Annotated in this window: 17 protein-coding genes; 4 read left to right on the top strand and 13 right to left on the bottom strand. The window is 53.3% G+C overall.

Features of this window, described 5'->3' with window-relative positions; genetic code table 11:
- Nucleotides 1–140: 140 nt before the first annotated feature.
- Nucleotides 141–956 carry a transglutaminase-like domain-containing protein gene (locus CGZ80_RS11235; protein ID WP_094414358.1) on the top strand — a complete coding sequence of 272 codons (816 nt, stop codon included), beginning with the start codon at nucleotides 141–143 and terminating at the stop codon, nucleotides 954–956.
- Between the two features lie 71 nt (nucleotides 957–1,027).
- Here CGZ80_RS11235 and CGZ80_RS11230 read toward each other — a convergent pair whose 3' ends face one another.
- The 5 genes from CGZ80_RS11230 to CGZ80_RS11210 all read right to left on the bottom strand — a co-directional run bounded on the left by CGZ80_RS11230 (nucleotide 1,028) and on the right by CGZ80_RS11210 (nucleotide 9,742).
- Nucleotides 1,028–1,903: an alpha/beta hydrolase gene (locus tag CGZ80_RS11230; RefSeq protein WP_198953671.1), complete on the bottom strand. Its 876-nt coding sequence runs from the start codon at nucleotides 1,901–1,903 to the stop codon at nucleotides 1,028–1,030.
- Between the two features lie 242 nt (nucleotides 1,904–2,145).
- On the bottom strand, nucleotides 2,146–2,760 hold the full coding sequence (locus tag CGZ80_RS11225) for a GNAT family N-acetyltransferase (RefSeq protein WP_143543870.1): 615 nt from the start codon (nucleotides 2,758–2,760) through the stop codon (nucleotides 2,146–2,148).
- A complete protein-coding gene (locus tag CGZ80_RS11220) occupies nucleotides 2,727–5,039 on the bottom strand; it encodes an endo-1,4-beta-xylanase (protein WP_094414354.1) in 2,313 nt (770 codons plus the stop codon). Before CGZ80_RS11220 ends, CGZ80_RS11225 begins: the two co-directional genes overlap by 34 nt.
- Before the next feature lie 54 nt (nucleotides 5,040–5,093).
- Nucleotides 5,094–8,345 (bottom strand): alpha/beta hydrolase-fold protein, encoded by a 3,252-nt coding sequence (locus CGZ80_RS11215; RefSeq protein WP_094414352.1) that lies wholly within the window; start codon nucleotides 8,343–8,345, stop codon nucleotides 5,094–5,096.
- A gap of 77 nt (nucleotides 8,346–8,422) precedes the next feature.
- Nucleotides 8,423–9,742, bottom strand: a complete 1,320-nt coding sequence (locus CGZ80_RS11210) for a DUF3237 domain-containing protein (RefSeq protein WP_233148365.1) — start codon at nucleotides 9,740–9,742, stop codon at nucleotides 8,423–8,425.
- A gap of 696 nt (nucleotides 9,743–10,438) precedes the next feature.
- Here CGZ80_RS11210 and CGZ80_RS11205 point away from each other — a divergent pair.
- From CGZ80_RS11205 to CGZ80_RS11190, 3 genes are all read left to right on the top strand, one after another.
- Nucleotides 10,439–12,322 carry an endo-1,4-beta-xylanase gene (locus CGZ80_RS11205; RefSeq protein WP_094414349.1) on the top strand — a complete coding sequence of 628 codons (1,884 nt, stop codon included), beginning with the start codon at nucleotides 10,439–10,441 and terminating at the stop codon, nucleotides 12,320–12,322.
- Between the two features lie 130 nt (nucleotides 12,323–12,452).
- Nucleotides 12,453–13,016 carry a flavodoxin family protein gene (locus CGZ80_RS11200; protein ID WP_094414347.1) on the top strand — a complete coding sequence of 188 codons (564 nt, stop codon included), beginning with the start codon at nucleotides 12,453–12,455 and terminating at the stop codon, nucleotides 13,014–13,016.
- Nucleotides 13,017–13,285: 269 nt separating this feature from the next.
- A complete protein-coding gene (locus CGZ80_RS11190; RefSeq protein ID WP_094414343.1) occupies nucleotides 13,286–14,860 on the top strand; it encodes a sulfatase family protein in 1,575 nt (524 codons plus the stop codon).
- A gap of 393 nt (nucleotides 14,861–15,253) precedes the next feature.
- On the opposite strand, the gene cas2 is transcribed toward CGZ80_RS11190, so the two are convergent.
- The 8 genes from cas2 to CGZ80_RS11150 form a co-directional block, all read right to left on the bottom strand.
- Nucleotides 15,254–15,544 carry a CRISPR-associated endonuclease Cas2 gene (gene cas2, locus CGZ80_RS11185; RefSeq protein WP_094414341.1) on the bottom strand — a complete coding sequence of 97 codons (291 nt, stop codon included), beginning with the start codon at nucleotides 15,542–15,544 and terminating at the stop codon, nucleotides 15,254–15,256.
- Between the two features lie 7 nt (nucleotides 15,545–15,551).
- A complete protein-coding gene (gene cas1c, locus CGZ80_RS11180; protein WP_094414339.1) occupies nucleotides 15,552–16,583 on the bottom strand; it encodes a type I-C CRISPR-associated endonuclease Cas1c in 1,032 nt (343 codons plus the stop codon).
- Between the two features lie 18 nt (nucleotides 16,584–16,601).
- Nucleotides 16,602–17,297, bottom strand: a complete 696-nt coding sequence (cas4, locus tag CGZ80_RS11175) for a CRISPR-associated protein Cas4 (RefSeq protein WP_094414360.1) — start codon at nucleotides 17,295–17,297, stop codon at nucleotides 16,602–16,604.
- A 289-nt stretch (nucleotides 17,298–17,586) separates the two neighbouring features.
- Nucleotides 17,587–18,411, bottom strand: a complete 825-nt coding sequence (locus CGZ80_RS11170) for a type I-C CRISPR-associated protein Cas8c/Csd1 (protein ID WP_158222657.1) — start codon at nucleotides 18,409–18,411, stop codon at nucleotides 17,587–17,589.
- Entirely contained in the window at nucleotides 18,408–19,343 is a 936-nt protein-coding gene (gene cas7c / locus CGZ80_RS11165) for a type I-C CRISPR-associated protein Cas7/Csd2 (protein WP_094414334.1), read from the bottom strand. The genes CGZ80_RS11170 and cas7c overlap by 4 nt, the downstream gene beginning before the upstream one ends.
- A gap of 117 nt (nucleotides 19,344–19,460) precedes the next feature.
- Entirely contained in the window at nucleotides 19,461–21,266 is a 1,806-nt protein-coding gene (gene cas8c / locus CGZ80_RS11160) for a type I-C CRISPR-associated protein Cas8c/Csd1 (RefSeq protein ID WP_158222656.1), read from the bottom strand.
- Nucleotides 21,266–21,934, bottom strand: coding sequence for a type I-C CRISPR-associated protein Cas5c (cas5c, locus tag CGZ80_RS11155; protein WP_094414330.1), 669 nt, complete (start codon nucleotides 21,932–21,934; stop codon nucleotides 21,266–21,268). The genes cas8c and cas5c overlap by 1 nt, the downstream gene beginning before the upstream one ends.
- Nucleotides 21,935–21,954: 20 nt before the next feature.
- On the bottom strand, nucleotides 21,955–24,243 hold the full coding sequence (locus tag CGZ80_RS11150; protein ID WP_094414328.1) for a CRISPR-associated helicase/endonuclease Cas3: 2,289 nt from the start codon (nucleotides 24,241–24,243) through the stop codon (nucleotides 21,955–21,957).
- Nucleotides 24,244–24,801: the final 558 nt, after the last annotated feature.

The following is a 24,801-nucleotide window of genomic DNA, read 5'->3' as shown; positions in this document are numbered from 1 at the left end:
GTCAGGCACTATCATAGGATGTTTCGGTCACGAAGCGAGACGCAACAGGCCAAGGAGATTCTGGCGAACCGCTAGCAAAAGCCAAGTCGGCAAAACACGGTGTTTTTCAACAGGCCGGGAACTGCTGTGTCGGAAGTTGCATCACTTACGATGTAAAGTCGCCTACGACCTTCCTATTTAACGTTTCCGTCGCACGGAACGAGTATCAGCAAATTGTGAGCGAATCTTTGGAGGTTGAGCCGTTTCACAGAATCGAAGAATGCGGGGTTGGCATGCTGGGCAATCGTCTGGTTCGTTTATCAGTCCCGGTTGGTCGATTAACTATCAAGTACGATGCGATGGTCAATCTGAATGCTGAGCAGGCTGACGCGACTGACCTTGGCGAAGTGCCATACGAACGATTGCCCGCCGATGTACTGACTTATCTCAACCCGAGCCGGTACTGCGAGTCCGACGAGCTGCTTGGTTTTGCGATGCAGCAATTCGGCGATCTTTCACCGGGCTACTCGCGCGTGACTGCGATTTGCAACTGGACATACGATGAGCTCGCGTACACGCCCGGCAGCACCGGCCCGACGACAACTGCCTGTGATGTTCTGCGGCAAAAACAGGGTGTCTGTCGAGACTTCGCCCACGTTGCGATCAGCCTCTGTCGCGCGATGGGTATTCCGGCTCGATACGTATCCGGCTACGCGGTGAACTTAAACCCGCCCGACTTTCACGGATTCTTTGAAGCCTATCTCGACGGACGATGGTTCTTATTCGATGCGACTCGGCTCGCGCCGGTCGGTGGCTTCGTACGTATCGGGACTGGACGTGATGCAGCCGACGTTTCCTTCAGCACCATCCGTGGTGATGCGATAACCAACGATATGAACGTCTGGGCGAAGGAAGCGCAGCCCGATGACGAGCTGCTTGATCCCAACAATGTTCAAACGGCAGTCAGTTCAGCATGACCGTCTGGATTTAGGAGAATTCTGTTTGCCCGTACTTGGGCAAACAGGATCTTCTCGCGGTCGTAGTTGTCTCATACGTCATCTAACTTCGCCTTCGAAGTTTGGCCACGGATACCCGGCTTCAGATAACCATGCATTCCGAGCCAACGCACATAGGCATCGAACCAGCCAGTGCTGGTAGTGGATTTCTGGTACATGCCAAAGCCGTGCCCACCCTGTTCGTAGTAATGCAACTCAACAGGACGATTTGCTTTACGCCAGCTCTCAATGAGACCAAAGCCAACGGGGAAAAGTGGGTCGTCGGCTGCAATCGCAACGAATAGGGGCGGTGCGTTGGTGGGAACTTCAACCGCATTCAGTCCGCCATAGATGCTGGCGATGAATGCGGGCTCGCTTTCCCCTCCGCTCAGCGTTGTTGTCATGGTGAGCATCGCGCCTGCGGAGAATCCAATCATTCCAATGCGGTCTGGATCCACGTGCCATTTCTCGGAATTCTCGCAGATCAGCGCGAAAGCGGCGTTCGCGTCGGCAACCTGCGGTGCAATACGAGCGGCCATCTCCGCCGGTGTGGGACGCCCCGAACGCGGCCCACCCCTGGGCCGGGGTCTAGTGGGATTTGCGAACTCATTGAGATCGGCCGCAGTCTGATTAAGACGATACTTGAGCACAAAAGCCGCTACACCTTTGGCGGCAAACGCCTCGGCGACCTGCCAACCTTCATTTTCCATTGACAATGTCCTGAAACCGCCCCCCGGTGCAACGATCACAGCAGCGCCGCTCGCATTACCAGGGTCAGGTAGGAAGGGAGTCAAGGTGGCTACGGTGACATTGCGCGCGAACTTGCTACCGTAGTGACTGTGCCAGGACTCTGGTGTTTCGGCGTCGGGCAATGGACCAGTTCCCAACTCGATGGCGTTGGGCTGTGCGGGGGTTTCGATCGATGTCATGGCATCTCTCGGAGTGCTTTGCTTCGGTGTGTTTGGACTTGCCGCTTCCTGGGCGATTGCTGGGGCAGGTATCGAGAGAAAGCACGCTGATGATAACGACACACAATACAACGTTGTCTTGACGTCTCTAAACAACCGAAAGTCTACGAATCTTGTAAATCGATTTTTCACAGATGACTCCAGTACCAAATGGTTTATTCGAGGGATTGTCAACGTCGGATCAAGGACGGCAATCGAAGAATCTAATCTCTTCCAGCAACGCATTGTTCGGTTTTGTACTTCGCGATCGAATGCAGGACGAACTCCACGTCACTACTATCAGTTCCGGATTGCGCAATAAATCCAGCGGACCGCAAAAGGTGTTTAACGGGGGCGTTTTCCGTAGCGATGAACGCATGGACTGACCTGCTGTCTTTATCACTGGCAACCCGAATGAGTCGGTCGAGGATAAAGCGTCCTAATCCCATTCGGCGGTGCGATTCGGCCACGACCATCGCGATTTCTGCAGTATGTGCCTGAGGGTCAAAGTAACATCGCCCAATTGCAGCGATGGAACTTTGCTGGCCATCAAAGATCGCAAGTGCCCGTTCGTCAGCATCAGTGGTGGCTCGTTGCACTGCAGCGTCCTGAGTCAACTTCGCTAATAAGTGTCCAAATCGACAACGAATAGATTTTTCGCTTAGCGAATTGAAGAATTTCAAATATTCGTCGACATCCTCAGGTAACAGATCGCGAATAATGAAGTCGTGGTTTTTTAGTGTGAATCTCATCATAAAAACATAGGCGAACGGCACAGATGGTCGAGCACTTAGATCGATGCGGGCTACTGTTCCAGGTTCTTCATGTCGATCGTCCAATCCGGATCGCGTTTCAATTGACTATCGTTGCCAAGGAACATCTTGGCGGATGCCTTATCGTCTTTGAGCTGCCAGTTGAGCCAAGCGAGGGCCACGGAGGAATATTCGCCGCCGTGCGGCCGACGGTAGGTTCCTCCGTGCCCGACGTCTAAGTTGGTCATCACGATGGGCACATGGTCGACTCGGGAGAAATCGTCCATCGCGTTGTTGTAGGCGATGTCGGAAGGTCCGCCCATAATGTACAGGACGGGACCGTGAAACTTCTTGAGGTCTTCCTTAGTCAGGCTCGGCATCGCAGCCATCGGTGAGCGAGAGGGTAATACGCCACTGTTGCAAACAACCGTCGTTGTGACTCGAGGATCGTCCGAAATTTCGATGGCTTGCAGTCCACCACACGACATTCCCATCGCGGCGACTTTGGTCGTATCAATCTTTCTGTAGTAGATGCTGTTTTCATCGGTGTCCTGTGCGATGATCCAGTCCAAGGCAGCAACCAATTGAGAAGAATTTGTCCGCTGACGAGATGTCTCGTCTCGCTGTTGCAATTGATCCAGCGGTCCAATGCCTAGAATAATGAATCCGTGTGATGCAATCTCGTTGAGAAAGTTCTTGTGTTCCTCCGTCGTGTTGGCACACGCTCCATTTCCCCATAGAAGTACCGGCAATTTCTTTTCGCCAGCAAAAACAGACAAATCCTTTGGGCGATAAATCGTCATTTCCGCAAGGGTTGGTGCGTCAGTTACGATCGCTGAATAATCACCCTGACCACCGTCTTCAATTTTAAGGTTCTTTGGCGGTTCGGGAGCTCTCTTGGCATCATCATCGCTATCTGCCACCGCCACAATGCTGGCATACGCTGGCTTAATGTGATTGTTGTCGTCAAAAAGAAGAGGATGTTGCCCCCACCTCCAGGTTCTTCGATCGTTAAGCCCCCAGAAAGTAATTCGTTCGATGACATCTTCGTGCTTTTTGAAGATCGCAAACAAGCGGGCGTAGTCATCGGCTTGTGCGTTCAAGTCGTTAAGCGAAGGAGGTGTAGAACTTCGGAAGCGTCTTCGTCCGAATTGCCCGCCGGACTCACCTCGGATTGTGACGTCGAGTTCCGTGATACTGACTTTCAGTCCGAGCGATGCATAGTCGGTGATCGCCTTTTCGATGTCTTCGAAAGGAACCCGACCGCTTCGCCAATGCCCTTGGATGCCGACGGCATCGATGGGAGCACCCTCGGCAAGCAGTCGTTCAAGCAGCACCATCGAACTTGCATGCTTGGGGCCCGATTCGATGTTGTAGTCGTTGTAGTAGAGCACAGCATCGGGATCTGCCTGTCGAGCGAACTTGAATGCCAAAGTGAGAAACTCGGGGCCGAGCGTTTGCAACCAATTCGAGTTGCGTAGATTTTCCGTCTTCGCGGTTTCAGAGTTCCCACCATCGTTGATGGCTTCATTGACCACATCCCAACTCTGCAGCTTCCCTTTGTATCGTGCCGCAAGCGTTTCAATATGTTGTTTCATTCGCCGCTTGACCGTCTCCGGATCACGCCCCTCGAAGAACCAGTTGGGCGTCTGTGCATGCCAAACCAAGGTGTGGCCGTGGATGGTCATGTCATTCTTTTCGGCCCACTGCACCAAAGCGTCGGTCCGCTCAAAATCCCAACGATCTTCGGCTGGGTGAACTCGCTCGGGCTTCATGCAGTTTTCGGGAGTGATCGCGGCAAAATGCTCGGCGGCTAGTCTCAGCTCCTCCTCTGAATAACGCGAAGGAAGGTCACCGGCCATGCCGATCAAGAATGATTCTTCATACGCGTCTTTGATGAGTCGATCGATTTTGACTTCGACCTCCGGAGCAGGATCTTCCTTTGGTGGTGGCTTGGGAAGCTCTCGCGTGGCAAGCGACTCTTGCCCGCCCCGTTCTCCAAACGACCTCGTTATCGCGAGATCCTTTCCTTTGCGTTCGCCGCTGAACTCGATGCGAAACTCTCGGTCGCCGAACTGACGGATCTCCGCAAAGCTGAGAGAATCGTTGTCTACTTCTACATTGACGAACTCGACTTTCCGCTCTTCGTCGCGAGTCTCTACTTCCGCGTGTGCGGTTGCATTGCCGGCTTCATTGATCGCAACGTGGAGGTGGTAAGTCTGCAATCCGAAGGGTGAATCGAATTGGCAATGCCACGTGCCTGCCAAACCTTCAGAGCTTTGCTTTGGCGAAGCCTTTTCTTGGCCAAGCGTGAACGTGGCGGACAACGCGATACACCAGAAGCAAGCGATCGATTGGAATGACATGAGGCGATATCCGATGTGGTTTTAGAAGTTACAATGATCAATCACCGAAATGGCTTATTCGGCAACTAGGTTCTCTGATGCCAAAAATGAGAGCATCTCAGCAGCGTATCTCTTACCAAACTCGCGAGATCCATCCGGATTAAAATGCAGTTTGTCGTCGGTTGGCAAACCTGCTGAGGATATCACCCGAGCACCCGCGATGACGTCCGGTAACGTCGCGACGATCGCGTTGTGGCTTGCACATCGTCCACCCTGATCAGCATGCACCATCTCTCCGGCCAGCAGTGGCACCTCGTTTGGATCTAAGTCGAGGTCCCTCATCAAGTCGTCATAGACGGACTTGACTTTCTCGGGCCACTCTTTGTCCCCGGTGTTTGATTCGCCCTGATGGAGAAGAATTCCTTTGATGACGCCGTGCTTCTTCGCCTCTCTAGCCATGTCGACAAGGTACTGATAAGGACTTCCCTCGTAGGTTTTGACGATGTTCTTCAACCAGTCTCTCTCGCCGTCGAGATAAGACTGAAACGATTCCTTCTGATACAGTTCGATCTTGCATCCGGGCACACAAACCTTGATAAGTCCGACGCGGATGTCTTCTGGAAGCGAATTAGCCATTGCTTTGCCGAAGGAGTCGACCATGCAAATGCCTCGTCCGCGAGCGGCCAGCGGTGGGATGGCGTGGTACCAGCTACCTTTCTGCCAGCCCCTCTGGTCATTGTCAAAATCGGCTAGCACCAGCAGACGCTCTGGCACGTCGCGATCAGCGTCATTCATCCGCCCGCCGCTATCCATGTTGGATTGTCCGAAGCTGAGATAAATGTGGAAGTTTGGGTCGACCGAGTCGGCCATTGCGACGGCCTGTTGTCGCTGGGCGTCCGCCCCACGCTGCATTGATTCCTTTGCGTTTTCGGACACCAGGTCGTCAACCGATTTCGACTTCTTCGCTGTTGCCTTTTCCGTTGCGAAGTCGCCTACCTTTCGCGAAAACAGGATTGTGTCGCCGTCTATCTTCCCCTCGTATTCGATACGAATTTCGTTTCCACCAAAATCTAGGTTTTCGACGAACGAGATAATATCGCCTGTCCGTTTGACCTGCTCAAAGGTGACGTCGCGCGACCGACCATCGACCTCTGCTTTCGCCGTCGCGGAGAGTTCGCCGCTTTCCTCGCCAAATGTCATTGCATAACTTTGGACGCCGATTTGAGTATCAAAGTCAACCTTCCAGTTGCCCAACAGGTTGTCCTCCGGTTGAAACAACAGAGGGGCGAATTCCTTCAAGCTGCGTCGCCAAGTTTGCCATTCGTGGGCAGTTTCGGGAGACAGGTAGTAGTGGGCCTCGATTCCCATCTCTTTTAATTGCTTCACGGAGTCGGCCGGGTTGCCTCCCCGACGAGTTCGCCCTCCTCCAACCTCTTTGCTTCCGTAGCTAACGAATACGAGTTCAACTTTGTCTTTGAACCCATCCGTATTCTCGACATCTTCCTTTCCAATCGTGGCTCCACTAAAAAGGCCGATGTGTGAAAACTTGTCAAGATTGCGTAGCGTGATTGACTTCGTTTCCATGCTACCCATCGACAGTCCTGCCATGGCACGATTGGGTTGATCGGTCAGGGTGCGGAAGTTTTGATCGATATGTGGAACGAGTTCATCAACCAGGACCGTTTCAAAATCGCTGATGTCAAAGTTGCGAAGCCCGCCCATGCGAACTTCGTTGGTCATGCCATAGGTCATCACGATGATGAAGGGCTTTGCCTTCCCTTCCGCGATCAGATTGTCCATGATCAGACCCGCGTGGCCTTGGACGCTCCAGCCGTATTCATTTTCGCCCCAGCCGTGCTGTAAATACAGGACTGGGTAGCGTTTGTCTTGATTGCTGTCGTAGCCCGGTGGTGTGTAAACGAAAGCTCGTCGCTCGGAATCCGTGCTCTCCGAATGAAAGTAGATCTCGCGAACTTGGCCGTGAGGAACGTTTTTCAGTGCGTAGAAATCACGGTCATGGGCAGGAATTTCGATCCCGCTCCCCCAACGCATTGCTCCGAAATAGTATTTGCTGTCGGGATCCGGAACGTGGGCACCATCAATGATCAACTCATAGTAATGGAAGCCTTCGTCAAGAGGTCGTGAGTATCCGATCCACGCCCCATCTTCACCTTTTACGAACTCGGTGCTGTCGCGAAATGTCGTTGCCACGCTCTTCGCTTCCGGCGCGACGATCCGAAACTTGATTCGACCTTGTGAATTGACCTGCGGATTTTCCTTTCCGTCCTGGTTGGTCGGGGATGGCTTGAAATCGTCCTTTATCCCTTCCGGTTCATTGCTATCGCCGGCGTGTTCTTCGTTTACCGAAGGTTGGTCGCTCGGCGCTGTCGGCTGGTTCTCCTCTGGGGTGTGATCTGTCGATGTGGTCTGAAATACCAATTGAGCAAAGTGGTACAGATTGTTTCGCCAGTGAGTCGGGTCGTGTCCGTAAGAGTCGACGTTCCAGATGTGGGGGATTTCGTTCTCTTTGAGGTATCGCTGCACTCGTTGGCTAATTCCGATCAAGCCGTCTTTGTTTCCACAAGACAAGTAGAGCAGCTCAAGTTGCTCTTTCGCGTTTTCGGGATCCGGGATGAGTTCTTTTGGGGCTTTCGTATTTGGTGCCGACGAGAGACCGCCGACCCAGGCAAACGTATCGAGGTGACTAAGTCCAAAGTTCAGCGATTGGCCACCGCCCATGGATAGCCCGGCGATCGCTCGATGCTGGCGGTCCGCTGCGACGGAGTATTTTGACTCGATCGCCGGAATGACGTCCTTCAGCAAATCGTTTTCGAATACCGCAAACGCTCCCGCGCTTGCCATCACGTTTCCCTCGGCGCGATCGTTCTTCTGGGCGCGCCCGTTGGGCATTACGACGATCATAGGTACCGCTTTGTCGTCGGCAATTAAGTTGTTCAGCAGCACATCGGGAGTCGCGAACCGTTGCCATTCGGTCTCGTCACCACCGATCCCATGCAAGAGATACAGGACCGGATACTTCTTGCTGTCGGAGTACCCCGGTGGTGTGTAGACATTCATTTTTCGTGTTGTGCCAACTGTTTTCGATTCGTACTCGATCATTTCCAGTTTGCCGAGCGGTACATCACGTAGATTGACGATGTCATCCGGAGGGTCCGGGTGGGTTTGCCTGTCGTCCGGACCGAGTTCGATTCGTCCACCGAATCCTCCACGTTGGCGACGAGGTCGTTCAGTATTGGGGTTGTCTTGCGTCCAAGCTTGAACAACCTGGAGCAGACACAATGCAGACAATGCTAGAAATCTTTTCATTGATTCGACCTTGCTTGTCAGGCGTCTAAAGGAGAGGAAGAGGGAGTAGGGTTCAGGGCGATAGCTGAAATGAATAGTTACGGCGAAACTTTCGATCGTACGCGAAATGTGCGAAGCCGAATCGGGTGCTTTCGCGTCCAGTCGATGTCCAAGGAGCCAATGAAATTCGACTGATTTAACCATTCGTATTTGCCCTGAGGGGCGACGAATCGAGGCGTCGTAAAGCGTAAACCCGACGGCGGTGCGCCGACGCCGAAATTAGAAACTCGGATCAAAACGCCATCGTCTGTTCGCAGGAAGTAGGTCGCATCTGCTTCCGTGGTGCCATCACTGCGGGAGAGGTTCCAATCGACGCCGCCGGGGATCACTTCGCCCCGAATGTCAGGACCTTGGAACGTTCCACCGGTGATCGGAATAACGCTGCGGCTGCCAGCGGAGACCTGACCAAAATCAAGTGCTTCGCCGACTTGAATATCAGCGGCATACACGAACTCGAGATCTGGATATTCATTGGGATTTGGGGAGTCGGATAGACTTGGGGGCTTTGTCTCGTTCGCTCCGTTCAGCCCTGCCCGCGAATAGTCTTGCGCGAACTCCCATGCAATTTCCTGGAGCGTTCGGACGAACTGCGCATCCCACTGTGGTCGATCCGCCCGGTTGAGCTTGTTGATTGCTGGAAGGCCAACCGGGCTCTGATGGTACAGAATCGCAAAATGCAGGTAGGTGTTCAGCGCTTCCAGTGGAGCCGAGGGGTGGGCTGGGTCGACAAACAGCTCATCTTGATCCGTTAATCCCGGCAGTTCGTTTCGGTAAATGCGTGATCGTAGCTCGGAAGCCGCTTGAGAAGTCGGAATGAGAAAGGCAATCTTCTCCCCGTTTCCATAGGTGTCGTTCAATGCATCGACTTGCGCTTCACCCGCGCGAATGTTGCGAGCGTTCATCTGTGCAAGCTGCTCGGGTGTCTTGTTGCGATCGGGAGTGTCCCAGGCACCCTTCGGGAAATCTTGATTGTCAATATCTCCGCCACCCCAGGAAAGCTGAATGAGGAATCTCATCTGCGGATTGTGTTTCAACCCTAGCTTTACGAATGATTCAATTCCTTCGTCGGGGAATTGGATAGGAGACATCACAAAGGCATCGACATTACCTTGTCTTAAAGCCTTTTTCGCTTCGTTCATGTCTTCCGGCTGCTGCCAGTGTTGCAGTGTCCTTGATGCACCGAGTCTCTGCAGGCCGATTAGCCGATGGTCTTCGATGTCCTGCGCCGAGGCTAGCTCTGCTAGTTGTTCCGGGACGTACCACATCAAACTATGTGACGCATAGAAGACCCTTTCGCCTTTCAATTTCGCACCTGGCAAATCCTGAGCGACGGCGCAGGAAACAAGGCCGGCTTGCATGAAAGTCAGGAAAGAAACAAGCAAAGTGAGAGACTTGAGCATTGGATGAATTTGGTGATTGATAGGACGACCAACGTTCGTCGTCGTTGATGCCGAGTGAGAGATGCATAGGTGCAGGACACTGCGGCTACGGGCCGCGTAGCAGAAAATTGCTGCGTAGCGAGTCGTCCTTTATAGGCGTTCGCGTTCTAGATTCCATGAAGAATTGCGCAATCGGCCAGAGTTATTTCACATGCTGTAGGGCGCGGGGACTCACCGTAGTCGTGCGTGCACGCATAAAGCCCATTAAATACGGCCGTTTCGCCGCTTTCACTGATTGTCAGCGCGAGGGCGATGACAGTAAGGAAAATTCACCCGATGAGCTTTTGATGGCCGCTCCGCTAGGGAATTCGTGTCCCCGTAATCCGTTTTTTCAGGGCTTTGGAGCCCCGTAAGCCGTTGGGGATTTTAGGAGGTAATGTCAACAAGCAAATGTGCTTAGCCTTCTTTGCGGCACCGCTCCGGTGATGATCATGTTCAATTGTACCCTGCGAGCCAGATGCATCTCGGGGTACGCTTGGCTCGTGACCGCATGTAGAATGCCGAGCGGCTGAGGAATTTCACGCGGTGAAATGCTTGGCCGTTGAGCGGACGTGCCACGGCCTTCGGGGTTCGCTGTCTTGTCGTGACTCTTGTTGACCCAAGCGAATTCATCTGATGCACACTACTCTGCCGACAGCATTTTCTGTCTTTGTCTGTCTTGTCAGCCAAGTCGGTTTCTCGTTCGCTCAGGAGCCAGGTTTCTTATCGGCGGGTGAGCGCCGGCCAGATGGGAACACTCGGTCTCTGAAGTCTGCCGTTGGTAGCCGTTTTCGAATTGGCGTCGGAGTTGGTGAGTCGGTTCTCCGTGACCCAAGATGTGCTACGTTGATCGAGAGCCAGTTTCAGATACTGACGCCGGAAAACTGTATGAAACCGCAGAGCATTCACCCAGCGGAAAATGTATGGAACTTTGCGGCTTCTGATCGCTTCGTTGAGTTTTCTAGAAGCAAGGGGTTAGAGGTTGTTGGACATTGCCTTGTTTGGGCCAAAGACGACCGAACCGATGAATGGATGAAGCGGGGAGAAGATGGGCGGCCCGTATCAAAGGAGGTGTTGCTCAATCGTATCGACAATCATGTCGAAACCGTCGTGCATCGATACGGTGAGGTGGCGACGATGTGGGATGTGGTCAATGAGGCAATCTCTGATGAAAGCGGCAGTTTCTTGCGTGACTCTGTGTACAGCAGGACCACCGGAATCGATTTCATCGAAACAGCATTTCGTGCCGCCAGAAAGTGCGATCCAGATGCCCTGCTAATCTACAATGACTACAACTGCCACTTTCCGGAGAAGCGAAAAAAGCTTGTTCGATTGTTGACTGAACTGAAGCAGCGAGGTGTCCCAGTGAATGCCTACGGGATGCAGGGGCATTTTGAATTGGGCGACCATTCGCTCGGGCAATTGCGAAAGACGTTCGAAGCGCTGCGCCAGCTCGAAATCAAGGTTGTAGTTTCGGAACTCGATATTGACGTTGTGACACGCGGCAAATGGTGGGCGGACGACGGAAAATTTCGCGAAGAACTGAAGAGCTATGATCCATACAGAGATGGCCTGCCGCAAATCATTGAAGATCAGCAAATCGAGCAGTATGTCGCGTTATTTCGTCTCTTTTGCGAATACCAGGACGTCATCGCACGGGTTTCATTCTGGAATTTGCACGATGGAGAGAGTTGGCTGAACGAATTTCCTTGGCAACGGACAAACTACCCATTGTTGTTCGATCGGTCACTTAGGCCGAAGCCGGTGTATGGAAAGGTGATTGATGTGCTGAGCCAAAATGCGACGGTGCATGCCGCAGAAGAGCGAACTGATTGGATGTCGCGAGCCGCGCACGAGCAACTTGTGGAAAAGGTGAAGCGGGGCAAGATCGATATCTATTTTCAAGGCGACTCGATCACGCGTCGCTGGGGCGCCACCGACTATCCGGAATTACTTGAGCATTGGAAGCAGAGTTTTCACGGTTGGAATGCGGCTAATTTTGCTTGGGGGGGGGATAGCACACACAATATGCTCTGGCGAATGCGAAATGGCGAGTTGGATGGGGTGCAGCCAAAAGTTGTGTCATTGCAGGCAGGAACGAACAACTTGCCTTGGAGCGGTGAAGCGAGTCAGGAAACGATTGATGACGTCGTCGAGGGAGTGGAAGCGATTATTTGCGAGTTCAAAAAGCATTGTCCCGATGCAGTGATTGTTTTGACCGGCGTATTTCCACGCGATCAAAACGAGGCTCTCAGGCCAGCAGTCGAGAGCATCAACAAACGTCTTCAGGCTCTGTGCGTGCAGCAGGATTGTCGATTCATCGATATCAATGCACGGCTTGTTGGCAGCAGTGGTAGATACTTGGCCGGATTTTCAAGCGACGGATTGCACCTTGAGTTGCTAGCCTACGACGTGTGGGCAGATGAACTCAAGGAGATCTTTAAGGAAATTCTTGGTCCGCCTTCTGACCAAGACGATGCCCCTTCACCAAGCGGTCTTCCCAAGAAAAAGAGAGGCTGAGCATTAGCGGGGATCTTTCAGGCAAGCCAAGATCCTTCTGTGTTAGATCCCCTCGCATTTTGCTTCGTACAAAGATGCAACCGTCCGCTCTTTTGTTAAATCACCTTCCTCGCCTGCCAGCTAATCGCCCATGACAAAAATCCTAGTTTTATATCACTCGAACTCCGGAAACACAGAACGCATGGCAGATCTGATTGCGGCCGGTGCGAAAGAACTCGAGGGCGCTGAGGTTCGTCATCGCAACGTGGCATGTGCGGATGCGAGTGACCTTGATTGGTGCGAGGGAATCGCACTTGGGTCACCGACAAATTATGGTTGCGTCAGTTGGCAAATGAAGCAATGGTGGGATCAACAACCGATCGAGAATTGGGGGCAGATGGATGGAAAGATCGGCTGTGTTTTCTCTTCTGCGGGCGCTTGGGGAGGCGGACAAGAGTGGACTTGCATGGCATTGATGTCCATTCTGATCAATTATGGGTTTCTTGTATTCGGTTTAACGGATTATTCCGGTGTGAAATTTTCAGCCCACTACGGAGCCATTTCTGCTGGTGCACCGGACGAGGAACGCGTCCAACAAGCCTGTCGTCGTCTCGGACTGCGTTTATCCGAGTGGACGGCCACGATGATCCACGGACGGAAAGAGGCTCACCCGTTGAAGCAAGCTTATGAACGTTTTGAAGACCTGGGGAAATAAGGTGGTTCATTGACCTTTATGGTATTGCGGTTGAAGTTTGGGAGTTTCGTTCACTGCCTTGAAGCTGATCAAAGCTGAGTCGGTATACCGCATTCGTCGGCGTTGACGGACTGCGGCTTCGGTCGGAAAGGGCGATCGACCGATTAAATGGGGAAGGAACGGAATGCCGTTTTGCTGTAGAACGCTGTCGTGGAAGTCCGGGTACAATCGATCGGATTCAGGCCTGTTTTCCCCTTTGCCCACCTTCCTCTCTCACCCTGGTGACGCGTATGCCGTTATCACTTTTCCGTCGCCACAGACCGCTTCTTGTTGCGATACTGGCAGGCGTTGCCATCGTCACACACACCGCTGCCGCGTCGGCGGATCGTCCGAACATTGTTTTCATCCTTGCCGATGACCAGGGTTTTGGCGACGTTGGTGCGCTGAATCCTGATTCGAAAATCCCTACCCCAAATATCGATCGCATTGCGGCGGAAGGCATGATCTTCGGTGATGCACATACCTCGTCGTCGGTTTGTACCCCGACTCGCTATAGCATTTTGACGGGGCGATATCACTGGCGGACCCGGTTGCAAAAAGGCGTCTTGGGTGGGTTCAGTCCGCCATTGATCGACCGCGACCGTTTGACGATTGCCGGGATGCTGAAGCAGCAAGGTTACACCACCGCCGCAGTTGGCAAGTGGCATCTCGGCTGGAACTGGCCCTTGAAAGACGGCGGCAACGCAGACGACAGCGGAAACTTCGCAAGTGCCTATGCCAAAGGTTGGCAAGTTGATTACGAAGCGGCGATCAAAGATGGTCCTGTCGATGTCGGCTTCGATCACTTTTTCGGAATCAGCGCATCGCTGGACATGCCGCCCTATGTTTTCGTGAACGATCGTGTGCCAACCGAAACGGCGACGGTCGAGAAGGCATTCCACCGCAAAGGCCCTGCAGGAGCGAATTTCGAAGCGGTCGAGGTGTTGCCGACGTTTACAAGTGAAGCGGTACGTTTTATTGACGCCAGCAGCAAAGCCGACCAGCCGTTCTTTTTGTACCTTCCCCTAAACGCCCCGCACACACCGATCGTTCCTTCCGAACAGTGGCGTGGCAAAAGCGGAATCAACGATTACGGCGACTTCACGATGCAAGTTGACGCGACCGTCGGGGCGATCTTGGAAGCGTTGGATCGCAATGACGTCGCCAATGAAACGTTATTGGTGTTCACGACCGATAACGGTTGTTCCCCGGCCGCCAAAATCAATGAGTTGGAAGCCGCAGGCCACGACCAAAACTACATTTATCGTGGTCACAAAGCGGACATCTATGACGGCGGACATCGGGTTCCTTTCATCGTTCGCTGGCCCGGAAAGGTCAAGCCAGGATCTCGGACGGAGAACTTGGTCGGGCAACTCGACTTCTTTGCGACGACTGCCGAAATCACCGGAGCAAAGATTCCGGGCGACATGGCCGAAGACAGTGTCTCTTTCTTACCAACGTTGTTGGGAAAGGCGAACGCAGTCTCACGTCAGTCCATCGTGTCGCAATCGATCTCTGGCTACTTCGCCATTCGCGACGGCGTTTGGAAACTTTGTTTGTGCCCTGGTTCCGGAGGTTGGAGCACCCCGCGTCCGGGACGCGATGACATGAGTGAGCTTCCTCCGATGCAGCTTTACAACCTCGCTGACGATCCCGGCGAGACCAAGAACTTGTTTGTGAGCGAACCGGACCGTGTCGAATCGATGATCGCAATGATGCAACAAGCGATCGACAACGGCCGAACCACGCCCGGGAAAAAGCTGAGCAACGACGTCGACGTTGTCATGGTCAAGCCCATTCAAAACGGGCGTCGAAAGCTAAAGTAGCGTTCGAACTCGTGACGGGGCTCCCGCCTGCTGCATGCACCTAGACGTTCGACGTCACCGACGTCTAAAAATCATGCGACTCCCAAATTGATTCGATTGAGGGCGCGTCACTCCAGGCCCCGGTGCAGATTTCGAAATTAGCCGCAGGACGATAATCCACGGTTGCTTGTTTCAATCCACGCGCCCGTGAAGAGCGCGACCGCGTTGACGTAAGTTGTTTACTGCCAACGGCTTTATTTTAGGTTCCCGCGAACCTTGCGTGAAGACGCCGATTTCTTTGTGTGGCTTCCTGTCAGACACCTGCTGAATTCACCTCAAGCATCGCTTAAGTCAAGATTCGCGAACGTCACTGCCCTTGCGGGCGCGCTCCAGGTTCGCGGGGGCTGGTTTCCATTAGATTATCAATGGCCCGTCGATGTCCGTCGACGGCTTGCTGCCATGGTGCTCGATGCGATCCTTCCAATTGTTCCCCAGTTGGTAAAATCGAACACTGTCTTTCTCAGGATCAATCTGCTCAAGCAGCCTGTGCCGACACTCCGCCCACTGTGCCGGATCGACCTTCAATTCGAAGACCGAATTCTGAACACGCTGACCAAAATCGAGACAGATCTTCGCAATCTGACGCAGGCTGCGTTTGCCCCCGGAATCGGAGGTGTTGACGTCGTAGGTCACCAGAACGTACATCCCGTGATCACCTCCAAATGAATGCCGGATACTCGTCTAGATCGCCGCGTAGATGACGCGCAAGCAGACGAGCCTGCAGATGCACGAGCAATCCCACGGTCGTTTTTTCTCCGAGAAACGGGTGTTCGATCGTGTCTTGCTTCCGAGTCTGATACGCAACGAGCACCGCCTTGCGTGTCGCATCACTCATCCGATATGCGCCCGATTCTGATTTGACAAAACCGGCACTCTTGACCTGCTTACGATTGACAAGGGACAACGCCAATCGATCGCACAAAAACGACCGGAACTCCTCCATCAAATCAAGAGCCATCCCCGGTCGCCCAGGTCGGTCACGGTGCAAAAAGCCAACTGCGGAATCGAGGCCTGCGGCTTCACACGCAGATTTTGCATCGTGAGTCAGTATCGAGTAGAGAAACGACAACAATGCATTCATCGGGTCTAAAGGCGGTCGACGTGATCGCCCACTGATTCTAAATTCCGATTCAGGATCGTTCTGCAACTCATTGAACGCTGCAAAATACCTTGCGGCTGACTCGCCTTCATAGCCGCGAATTTGATCTAAATCTTCCGAGCAACGCACCATCGCAATCGCGGGCAGAAGCTTTTTTGCGGCAACCTGCAAACGTTCGCGCCGACAATCATCATTGCAATCTCGCGCTGCCCGTAGATACACCTGCCGCGAATTGGCAATTTTAGCGGCGACCATGTTCCTCGCGATCAACGCCGATCGATTCACATCAGCCGCAACCCGGTATTGTTGACGCCGCAACAACACATTCCCTGGTGAGTAACCAACAACCGAAGCGTGGAACTTGCCATAGGTCGACATCAGCGACAGTGTCACATCATTGGCCGCACACGCCGCAGCTAGTTGCGAACTGAATCCGACCCTCCCGAAGCAAACGATACCATCCAAATTGTGGAGTGGCACGCGAAGCAGTGTTTGCTTCTGCTGACGCACCAGCACAGATGCTCCCTCTTTTGCTAGGTAACTACCTTCGGTGGTCACGAACAAAGTATTTAGATGTCGTTTCACAGCAGTACTCGACGATGCCTATGAATCAAAACGGAACGCATCACCATGGTCATCGCATGACGGACCATCGATTCCAGAGGCGATTGCAAGTTGCCGGTCAAAGAAAGACTTGGCGTTGCGTTTCTGGTCCATCGCATCTGGCAAACAAAGCTCTACAAGGGAGCAGGATCGACACCCGGCGAATTTGATCGCTGGCGGAGTTCGGCGTTCTTCGATCATTTGCCGGAGTCGCTGAACCACGTCCACCGTTTTTTTTCGCAACTCCCCATCGAACGAAACAACAGTTCGCCGTTTTCGTTGACCGTAAAAGATCGCCCCTTCTTTGATACTCACATCACACATTTCCTCCAAACACATGGCCTGCGCGCATAACTGAACACGATCGGAATCTTCGCGTTTGGGTTTGCCGCGTTTGTATTCGATTGGAACGACCATCGGCGCTTGATCATTTGGTCCACATTTGATGAATTCGACAACATCCGCTTGGCCAATCAATCCGAGCTTTAATGACCGAAGCGGGAGTGCTCGGGCGATCCGAACCCCCGGACGAGACTTGTGGGACGGCTCGTCGGCGCGTTGATGAAGGTGTTGCCCTTCCACGGTCAATTTGTTTTCGGCCCACAAACGCTCCACATGAATCAGTGCACACTGCCGTTCGCAAAACACCATGTGTTGAAGTGCAGAAATCGGCAGCAAGTCATCTTCCGCAAACATCGAAATGAACGAGGAACTCGGGTAATTTGGTGAAGGGTGCTCGTGTTGCGATACAAAATCGAACAGGTCTTCGCTTTTGACACGAATCAATACTACGGATGTGAATGGGCGTCTATTGACTTGTTATTTGATTATCTTCCTGTCGCCTTCTGCCCCGCAAAAGCAGTTGTGGAAAACGCTACTTTCGCGGAACGAAAGGCGACACTCGAAAATTCACAGCCAAATAGCCGTGCGTAAGACAAATCGTGAATTTCAAACCAATGAGTGACAAAAGTCACGCAATCACGTGCTAGCGATTGAGCGTCTCCACCCAGGAAGACCACCGCTGTACCTTCTCGCCCAGGGCAGCGACTTGGTCCGAGGTTCGTAAGTCATCCGGGACAACGTGTAGCAAAGTGATCTTTGTTACCCCACTCGGTGTCACCTCGCTTTCATCAACGTCCAACTCGTCGAACTCTTTGCCTTTTATGCCGCGAGTCAGTCGACGCAGTTTCCACCGCCAGCTGTTTTTGTAGCGAACATCGTCCAGCAAGCCTGTGTACTCGATTAGCAGTCGGTAACCGTTTTTCTCGATCGTAAAATCCGGTTCAACCGCCTTTCTCTCGCCATCAGGATCACTCAACTTGACTGGCACGTCGATCGGCTTCTCATACTGATAGGGAATACCAATCGAATGAAGCAAATCAGCGATCGTCCGCTCTCCCAGGCTACGCACCACCGTACCGTCGATTGACTTGTAACGAGTGTGCCTTCGGGCCGACATCACGACGCCAGCTTGATGAAAATAGCCGAGCTGAAAATCAGCTTTCCCTTTTAAGGTCAAGACAGCAGGCAAACGGTCGATTTGGCTGTAAATTCGCACCAACGCGGCCCGAAGGTCGTAGCGATGCTTTCGGACTGGCAATCGTTTCAATCGTTTGAGGGCGATGTCGCAAACTGTTGGCAGCACGCGTGCCGGGCAATCCGTCGCGGCCGAGAAGTACCGCGACGAAAATGTCGAATTCAAATTTGGCGAATCAAGATCTTGGATCAGCTGAAACAAGGCCAAGAGTCGCCCGGCATGGTACGCCGAAGACGGGTGGAATTCGTCAAGTCCTTTGTGTGGATGATTCATACCCATTCCTCCACACTGACTCCGCTAGGAAGTTCGCCCTGATCGACTTGGATGTCGTAGTCGTCCGCACCACGTGGCGGTCGGCTACCTTCGATATCGTCCGACCATCCGCCGATCGGTTGGACACCGTCACGCTGGGTTATCGTGACGCGAGAGAATAGTTCGTCCGCCCTTGCGGATCCTAATTTGGAATCGTGCTTGAATGCGATGCAGCGCACGGGACGCATGTTGGCGCGTGCCGCGCTTCGATCAATTTCAAACATCTGCGACAACGATTGTTTCAACAGATCGAGATCGTTCTCACTGAAGCCCGTCTTGTCTGCGAGATGGGGATTAATGAAAAGGTGCACGCGGTAGAGTCCGTAAGGTACCGTGAATTTCCGACCAATGGTGCGGTTTCCCCCCAGTTGTTTCGCCGCCTCTTTTTCGGTGGTTACGGCACATCGCGTGACTGCGAATTCTTGGGGAACGACAGGATGAACACTTCGTGCGATCCCGATCTGAACCGGCCCACGGACTTGCCCACAGTTGATTTCTGTGGTCATCACGGCGCCGAAGGTTCGGATATCGAAAAAGTTTTTACACATCCACGCGGTTAATTCTTCAGCCTTCTCTTTTGCGGCGGAAGTGCTTTTCCGGTCGCCCTTTTTCACTTTTGGCGCGACCTCTTCCCACGCCCGGTTGTGCTCGTTGTTCAACACCGCGCGTTCTTTGACATAGATCTCGTACGGCGGTTCACATTCTTTTAACAGTCCGATGTAGTTGCGGATTTTGCGTTTCAAACAAACGTCAGTAACAAGTCCTTGTCCTGTCTCGGGGGCAACACGCGGCATGTTTCCCGCATCAGGATCGCCATTGGGATTGCCGTCGGTGATATCAAACAAATAGACGATGTCGTAGCGGTTGGAAAGCGAAGGAGATGTGTCAGTCATTTAGCTAACTCGAAGTCGTTCAATCGGAAAGATTTTGAAAATACGTATCCACGCGTGACGGATTGAAGCTGCCACGCCGCATGAAATCGACGATGGATTGTCGATCGTTGGAATCGTTCAGTCCGCGCTTGCTCGCTGGAAAAAACGCTGTCGCTGCTGGTAAAAACCAAGCAACGCACACGCTTGGTCTCTCATCGAAAGGTGAGTTGGAAAACGATCAAGCTGCAGCACAATGTCCGCGACATTGCGATCGAAGGTTTGCTGTGTACGAACCTTCCTGGCTTTGGCCTCTCCGGGATCACGCGGCAGATTGCGACGATGAAACTGAGACAGCTTCATTAATCGGGGCAACACACATGCAGGGGTAGCGATCGCCGTGGAAAATGATCGCACAACTGCCGACTCTTTGATCCGATTGTCCGTTGACCCGACGTGCAACAGATCGAGCACCCCCAACAATCGACCGAGTTGGTAGGCGCGATTTGAGTGCGTTTCCACGAGTGACTTTTCGATGACTGCTGAATGGGACAGACCGCTTTTCGCCTGAAGACGCAACGAGCGATTCATGCACGCCTTTAAAATTCCTGCACGGATCGGTGACACGGCACGGTCAATACGACAACGTCGCACCACGCTCCGCCAGAGTTCATCGGGATAGTTAAATCCTTGCAAGATCGATCGCGTGATCGCTCCGGCAAGCTCTGGAGGAGACTCCTTCGGGTCACGCACCGTTTGAGCGACCAGCGACCGCGAAAATCGCAGATCGTTTTCCAATCCAACAATGGACAAGTCGTCGACATGCTCGGCAAGACGTTTCGCCCAAGTCGCGACTGAATCATTCCACCAAAACCGGACACTCAACCGACTTTTGTTGGGTGACAATCCGAGGACATAAAACCCTGCATTTGGCGAATCGATCGCATCGGAGTTCGTTCCTTCTCGTGCGGCCTTGAGAAAACTGTGAAGCCGATCTTTGAGCACGATATCCTCTGGCCCGGGATCCTTCGGAGGTGGCGTTTCTGCAAAGAGACTGCTCGCAAGGTCTTCGACTTCATCGGATTTCGAATCGGTCCAAAATACCATCGTCGCATCGCCGACTTGGACTCGACGCGAAGAATCGGCTAACAAGTAGTTCAAAGCGGTCGTGTATTGGAATGCCTCCGCTTCTCCCAGAGGTGCATTGTAGCTCTGGGATTTCCCGTAGCTTTCAAACGACGACTGATTGAAACTGACAATTGCCGCGCCAGTCGTTCCGGCCCCGGCGACACCGCGTATCGCTGGATGCAATCGTGCGATCGTTTTCGTCTTCCCATCGACCAGGGATGGTGCCACGACCGCTTTCTTGTCCTTCTCTTCGGGACGCTCATTCCAAAATTGCCGGATCGCTCGCGATTGGTGCACAAAACCTTCGACACCTTCGATCTGAAACACGACGTTCTTGCCAACGATCGCATCCCAGCTTTCCAGTGTCGTTGCCTGATCGGGTTTCCAAGAGTGAAGAAACGTTGCGACAGCCTTTAAGCCATCATCGTCAACTTGTTCAGCAACGTCCTGGTGAAGGGTTCGGAACGCTTCGAATTGGCTTTCCGAACGCTTGGCGTTGCCTTTGTCGTCTGCACCGAGCACATAGCCGGTATTGTCCCAAAGAAAGTTCGGTTTGATTTTTGTTCCGCTGCGAGCCCCTGAATCAAACAGGAGCATCGAACGCGGCACTTCTTTTCCGCGCGAGTTGGTTTGCTGAACCGAACGAATATCGACGAGCGTCCCATCAGGGCGAAGCACGATGGCGTAGTACACCTTTTCGGTCGAATAGCCGACTTGCGCGATACTTGATTGCTCGTCGCTTGCCAAACGTTGGTAAAGATCAATCAGCGAGGGCACGATTCCGCCACGTGGTGGCAGAGCTGCAACCGGGGCATTCATTACGACGCTCTCCTTGATTGCTTGCATTGTGACTCGACCGGTTCGAAATCGGGGACTTCGATCACGCCATGCTTCATCACGGCGTGAAAGAAATGGGGCGTGTTGTTGTTCGAGTAGTCGATGTCATGGAGCATCATCCCGAAATCGTGTTCCGGAATTGACGCATATGCACTTTCGGGGAACTCATCAACAAGCTGCAGATCCGCAGTGCATTCCCTGGTCCCAAGGTATGGCGACTGGAAACGTTGACCTTTTTTGATCCGGCGTTCGAACATCGACGCATGTTTGCCTGCACCATCATCGCCGCTGACGACATCGAAGTCCGCTTCAATGCCGAAGCAGACATCACGCAAATACATCGCGGCACGTTGTTGGCGATCCGATTCGATAAACGTCGCCAGCGGCCCGCCATTCGCTCGAGCGGTGCTGGCGGTTCGTTCCGCAATCTTGGAGGACAACTCGTTGCGCCGCATGCTGATCTTACGAATCGGATTGATCAGATGAATGCGGCGAATGCGCCAAGCGATTTCCGGTTTCCAGTACACGGACTCGTAGAGAGCCCTTGCGGCCGAAGGAGTGATACAGTCGTACGAATCTCGTTCGACACGAGTTTCAGGCCGGGAAAACAAAGCCAATGGTCCAGAAGCAAGGACCTTGAAGCCAAACATGGTGATACCTCTTTCACAAACTAACAAACCAGCATGCTGGCTCCCATGCCGAGCACGTCTGTTCTCAAACCAAGTGTTTCGTCGTAGGCGTTCGGATTGCAAAGCAACAGACGGCCGTGCTGCTCAATCACAGCGGTGTTCTCGAGTAGCTTTCGCTGATCGAACTCGAAAACGTTGACGCTGTATCGCGAAGCCTTGCGGTCCCATGCTCGGAGCCAGGGAGAAGTCAACGACTCCAATGGCTCGCTCAAGAGTTCGTCGATCAGATTGGCGCCTTCGCCATGGGGAACCACGACCGGTGTCTGGGCGGTCTGGATCAAGCGATATCGTTTGGCCGCCGTTGCGTATTGAAACGCCAGCTCGCGACGTCGTTGATCCCCTTCAAAACATGCCAGCACTGGCTCACCGCCAACTCCCCGGTCCCAGCCTTGACCTTGATCGCCGCCTTTGTCCCAGAACAGCAGACGAAAGTAGTGCTCGACCGCGTTCGGACTCAGAAGATCATCCGCATAAAGTTCGACAACTTGACGAAGCGCGGCAATTCCGTCGCGGACCATCTCGGTGCTTCGATAGGCCTTGCGGTCATACTGGAATACGAACACATCCGCGGTTGGCAACCGCCCGTTGCGATTGACGCGTCCGGCGGCCTGCGCGATTGAATCCAGTCCCGCTTCGGCGCGATACCCGACGGGGAAGTCCACGTCGACTCCCGCCTCCATCACCGTTGTGCTGACCACGCGGCAAACATCGCCAGCTGCCAAATGCTTTCGAATAGTCGCCACGACAGATTGTCGATGGGCACCACAAAGGTTGGCGGAAAGGTGAATCGCCCCCGGTATCATGGCCGCCAAATCGGCCGCGTGACGCCGAGTATTGACGATACATAGAGCTTGGTGATGCGATTCCAATCGGGAAACTAAGTCGGCGTTGGAAAGTTCGCCCAGCAATCGCACCTCCGTTCGCTTCAATCGTTGGTGCAACTGGCTTGGTGACTTGATAATCGAATAGACATCGCTCAATCCGATCGGAAATTCGTCACGTTTCAAAATGGCTGGCTGCGTCGCGCTACAAAGCACGATGCTGCATCCGTAGTTCGCCACAAGTTCGGTGAGCACCGCTAACGTCGGCTTGAGCAGATTGACCGGCAGCGTTTGCACCTCGTCGAGGACGATCACCGACCCGGCCAGATGATGAAGTTTTCGGCAGGTCGAAGGGCGGTTAGAAAACAACGATTCCAGCAATTGCACATTCGTCGTCACGATCAGCGGTGCCGCGAAATTCTCCGCTGCCAGACGATGCACGGGACTGCATTTGATTAAATCATCTGGATCGACCGCACTATGGTGCTCGAGTACGGCTTCGTCTCCGAAAACGTCCCGGAAGACATTCGCGGTTTGCTCAATGATTGTGGTCAACGGAATCGCATAGATGATCCGGCGTAGTCCGTGCCTCTTTGCATGATCAATCGCAAACGCCATCGATGCCAGTGTTTTCCCGCCGCCAGTTGGCACATGCAAACTAAACATCCCCGTCCGCTGGCTCGCCGCATTCCTGCAGTCACGAAGGACCTGCTGACGAATCGCATTGACTGTCCCGCTGGAATTCAGCCCGTTGAGATGGCGATCCAATTGACTTGCTAACTGGTCAATTTGAATTGGTTGCCTGGGACGTGCGGCATCAATTTGCGAACAAAATCGCTCTGTCCAAAGTCGATCCGCATCGACCAAACATGAAAACAGCATTCGCCCAAGCATTGCAACGGAAAACGATATGTCTTCGTGCGCCGGATTCGGATCAATCTTTGGTGCTTTTAGACAGATGTTGTCCGCTATTGCCGCTACGAAATTTTCATCTACCAACGGGATCTTGCATTTTGCCTTGTTCAGACGATGCATCAGCCCACTGCGTCCCAACGTCGTCCAGTCAGGCATCCCGGCGTGGTGGCCCGCGATTGCGTAGGCCAGCAATCGCCCGACACCTCCTTGTGATTCGACGAGCCTAGCGCCAGCAGTCGAATGATCGACGGGGCGAGATGCGATCGCCGCTTGGGATTCGCTAGAAAACGCGTCGCGTTCGTCAGAGGGATCGGCCTGTCGATTGTTAATGCGGTGTTGGAACGGCACACTTGCCTTTCCAACATCGTGAAGCCAACCGAGTGTCTGTGCCAATTCACGGGCATTGAAAAATTCCGCATTATCGCCAGCGCCGTTGGTACGCTCATCACCAATCGCGACATTGCGGAGATGATCAATGAGCGGCTCCCAATCCGACTGCGGCCGGTCCGGCAAACTATGCGCGAAATATTGCATCCAGCAACGAACTCCACTTTGGGGTTTTCAATCCGCCCGCGAAGATATCGTTGCTTTTGACACGTATGGTCACCGGGTGTCGCAAATCGCCAAAGCGGCCCGAAAGAGGGGTTCCGTCAAAACGATTTCATCGGCTGTAGCGATGCCCTATAGCCACCAATGACTCAAAACAGAAACGAGGCTCTGACGAAGAGACATAAGAAGCGGCGATCAGACTGCCCTCTCTCGTTCGAATTTCGCACTGTAAATTTCGCACTGTAACTGCGGAATAGAAGCCCAAAGGTAGGCCGGTCGAAGATGGAGTCTCGAGTTTGAATACGGATGTTGTTCAAGCACAGCTGCGTGTAGGCTTGCGAAGACAGCACGCTGCTCCACCGATTCCAACGACGTACCGAAACCGGGCTGCGGCAGGCAGGGGACGCCAATTTTATAACTGAGCGATCTCTGGCGTGACGCGGTAGTTGTATTCTTGCGGTGATTCGGGGTGTTGCAGCTTGACTCCGGCGGCAGCCTTACGTGCTTTGCGCGTTGCTGGTTTGAATCGCTGCTTCATCACAT

It is taken from the genome of Rhodopirellula sp. MGV, assembly GCF_002251265.1.
Lineage (GTDB): Bacteria > Planctomycetota > Planctomycetia > Pirellulales > Pirellulaceae > Stieleria > Stieleria baltica_A.
The sequence above is the reverse complement of the archived record's forward strand: the minus strand, read 5'-3'. Positions and strand labels throughout refer to the sequence as shown.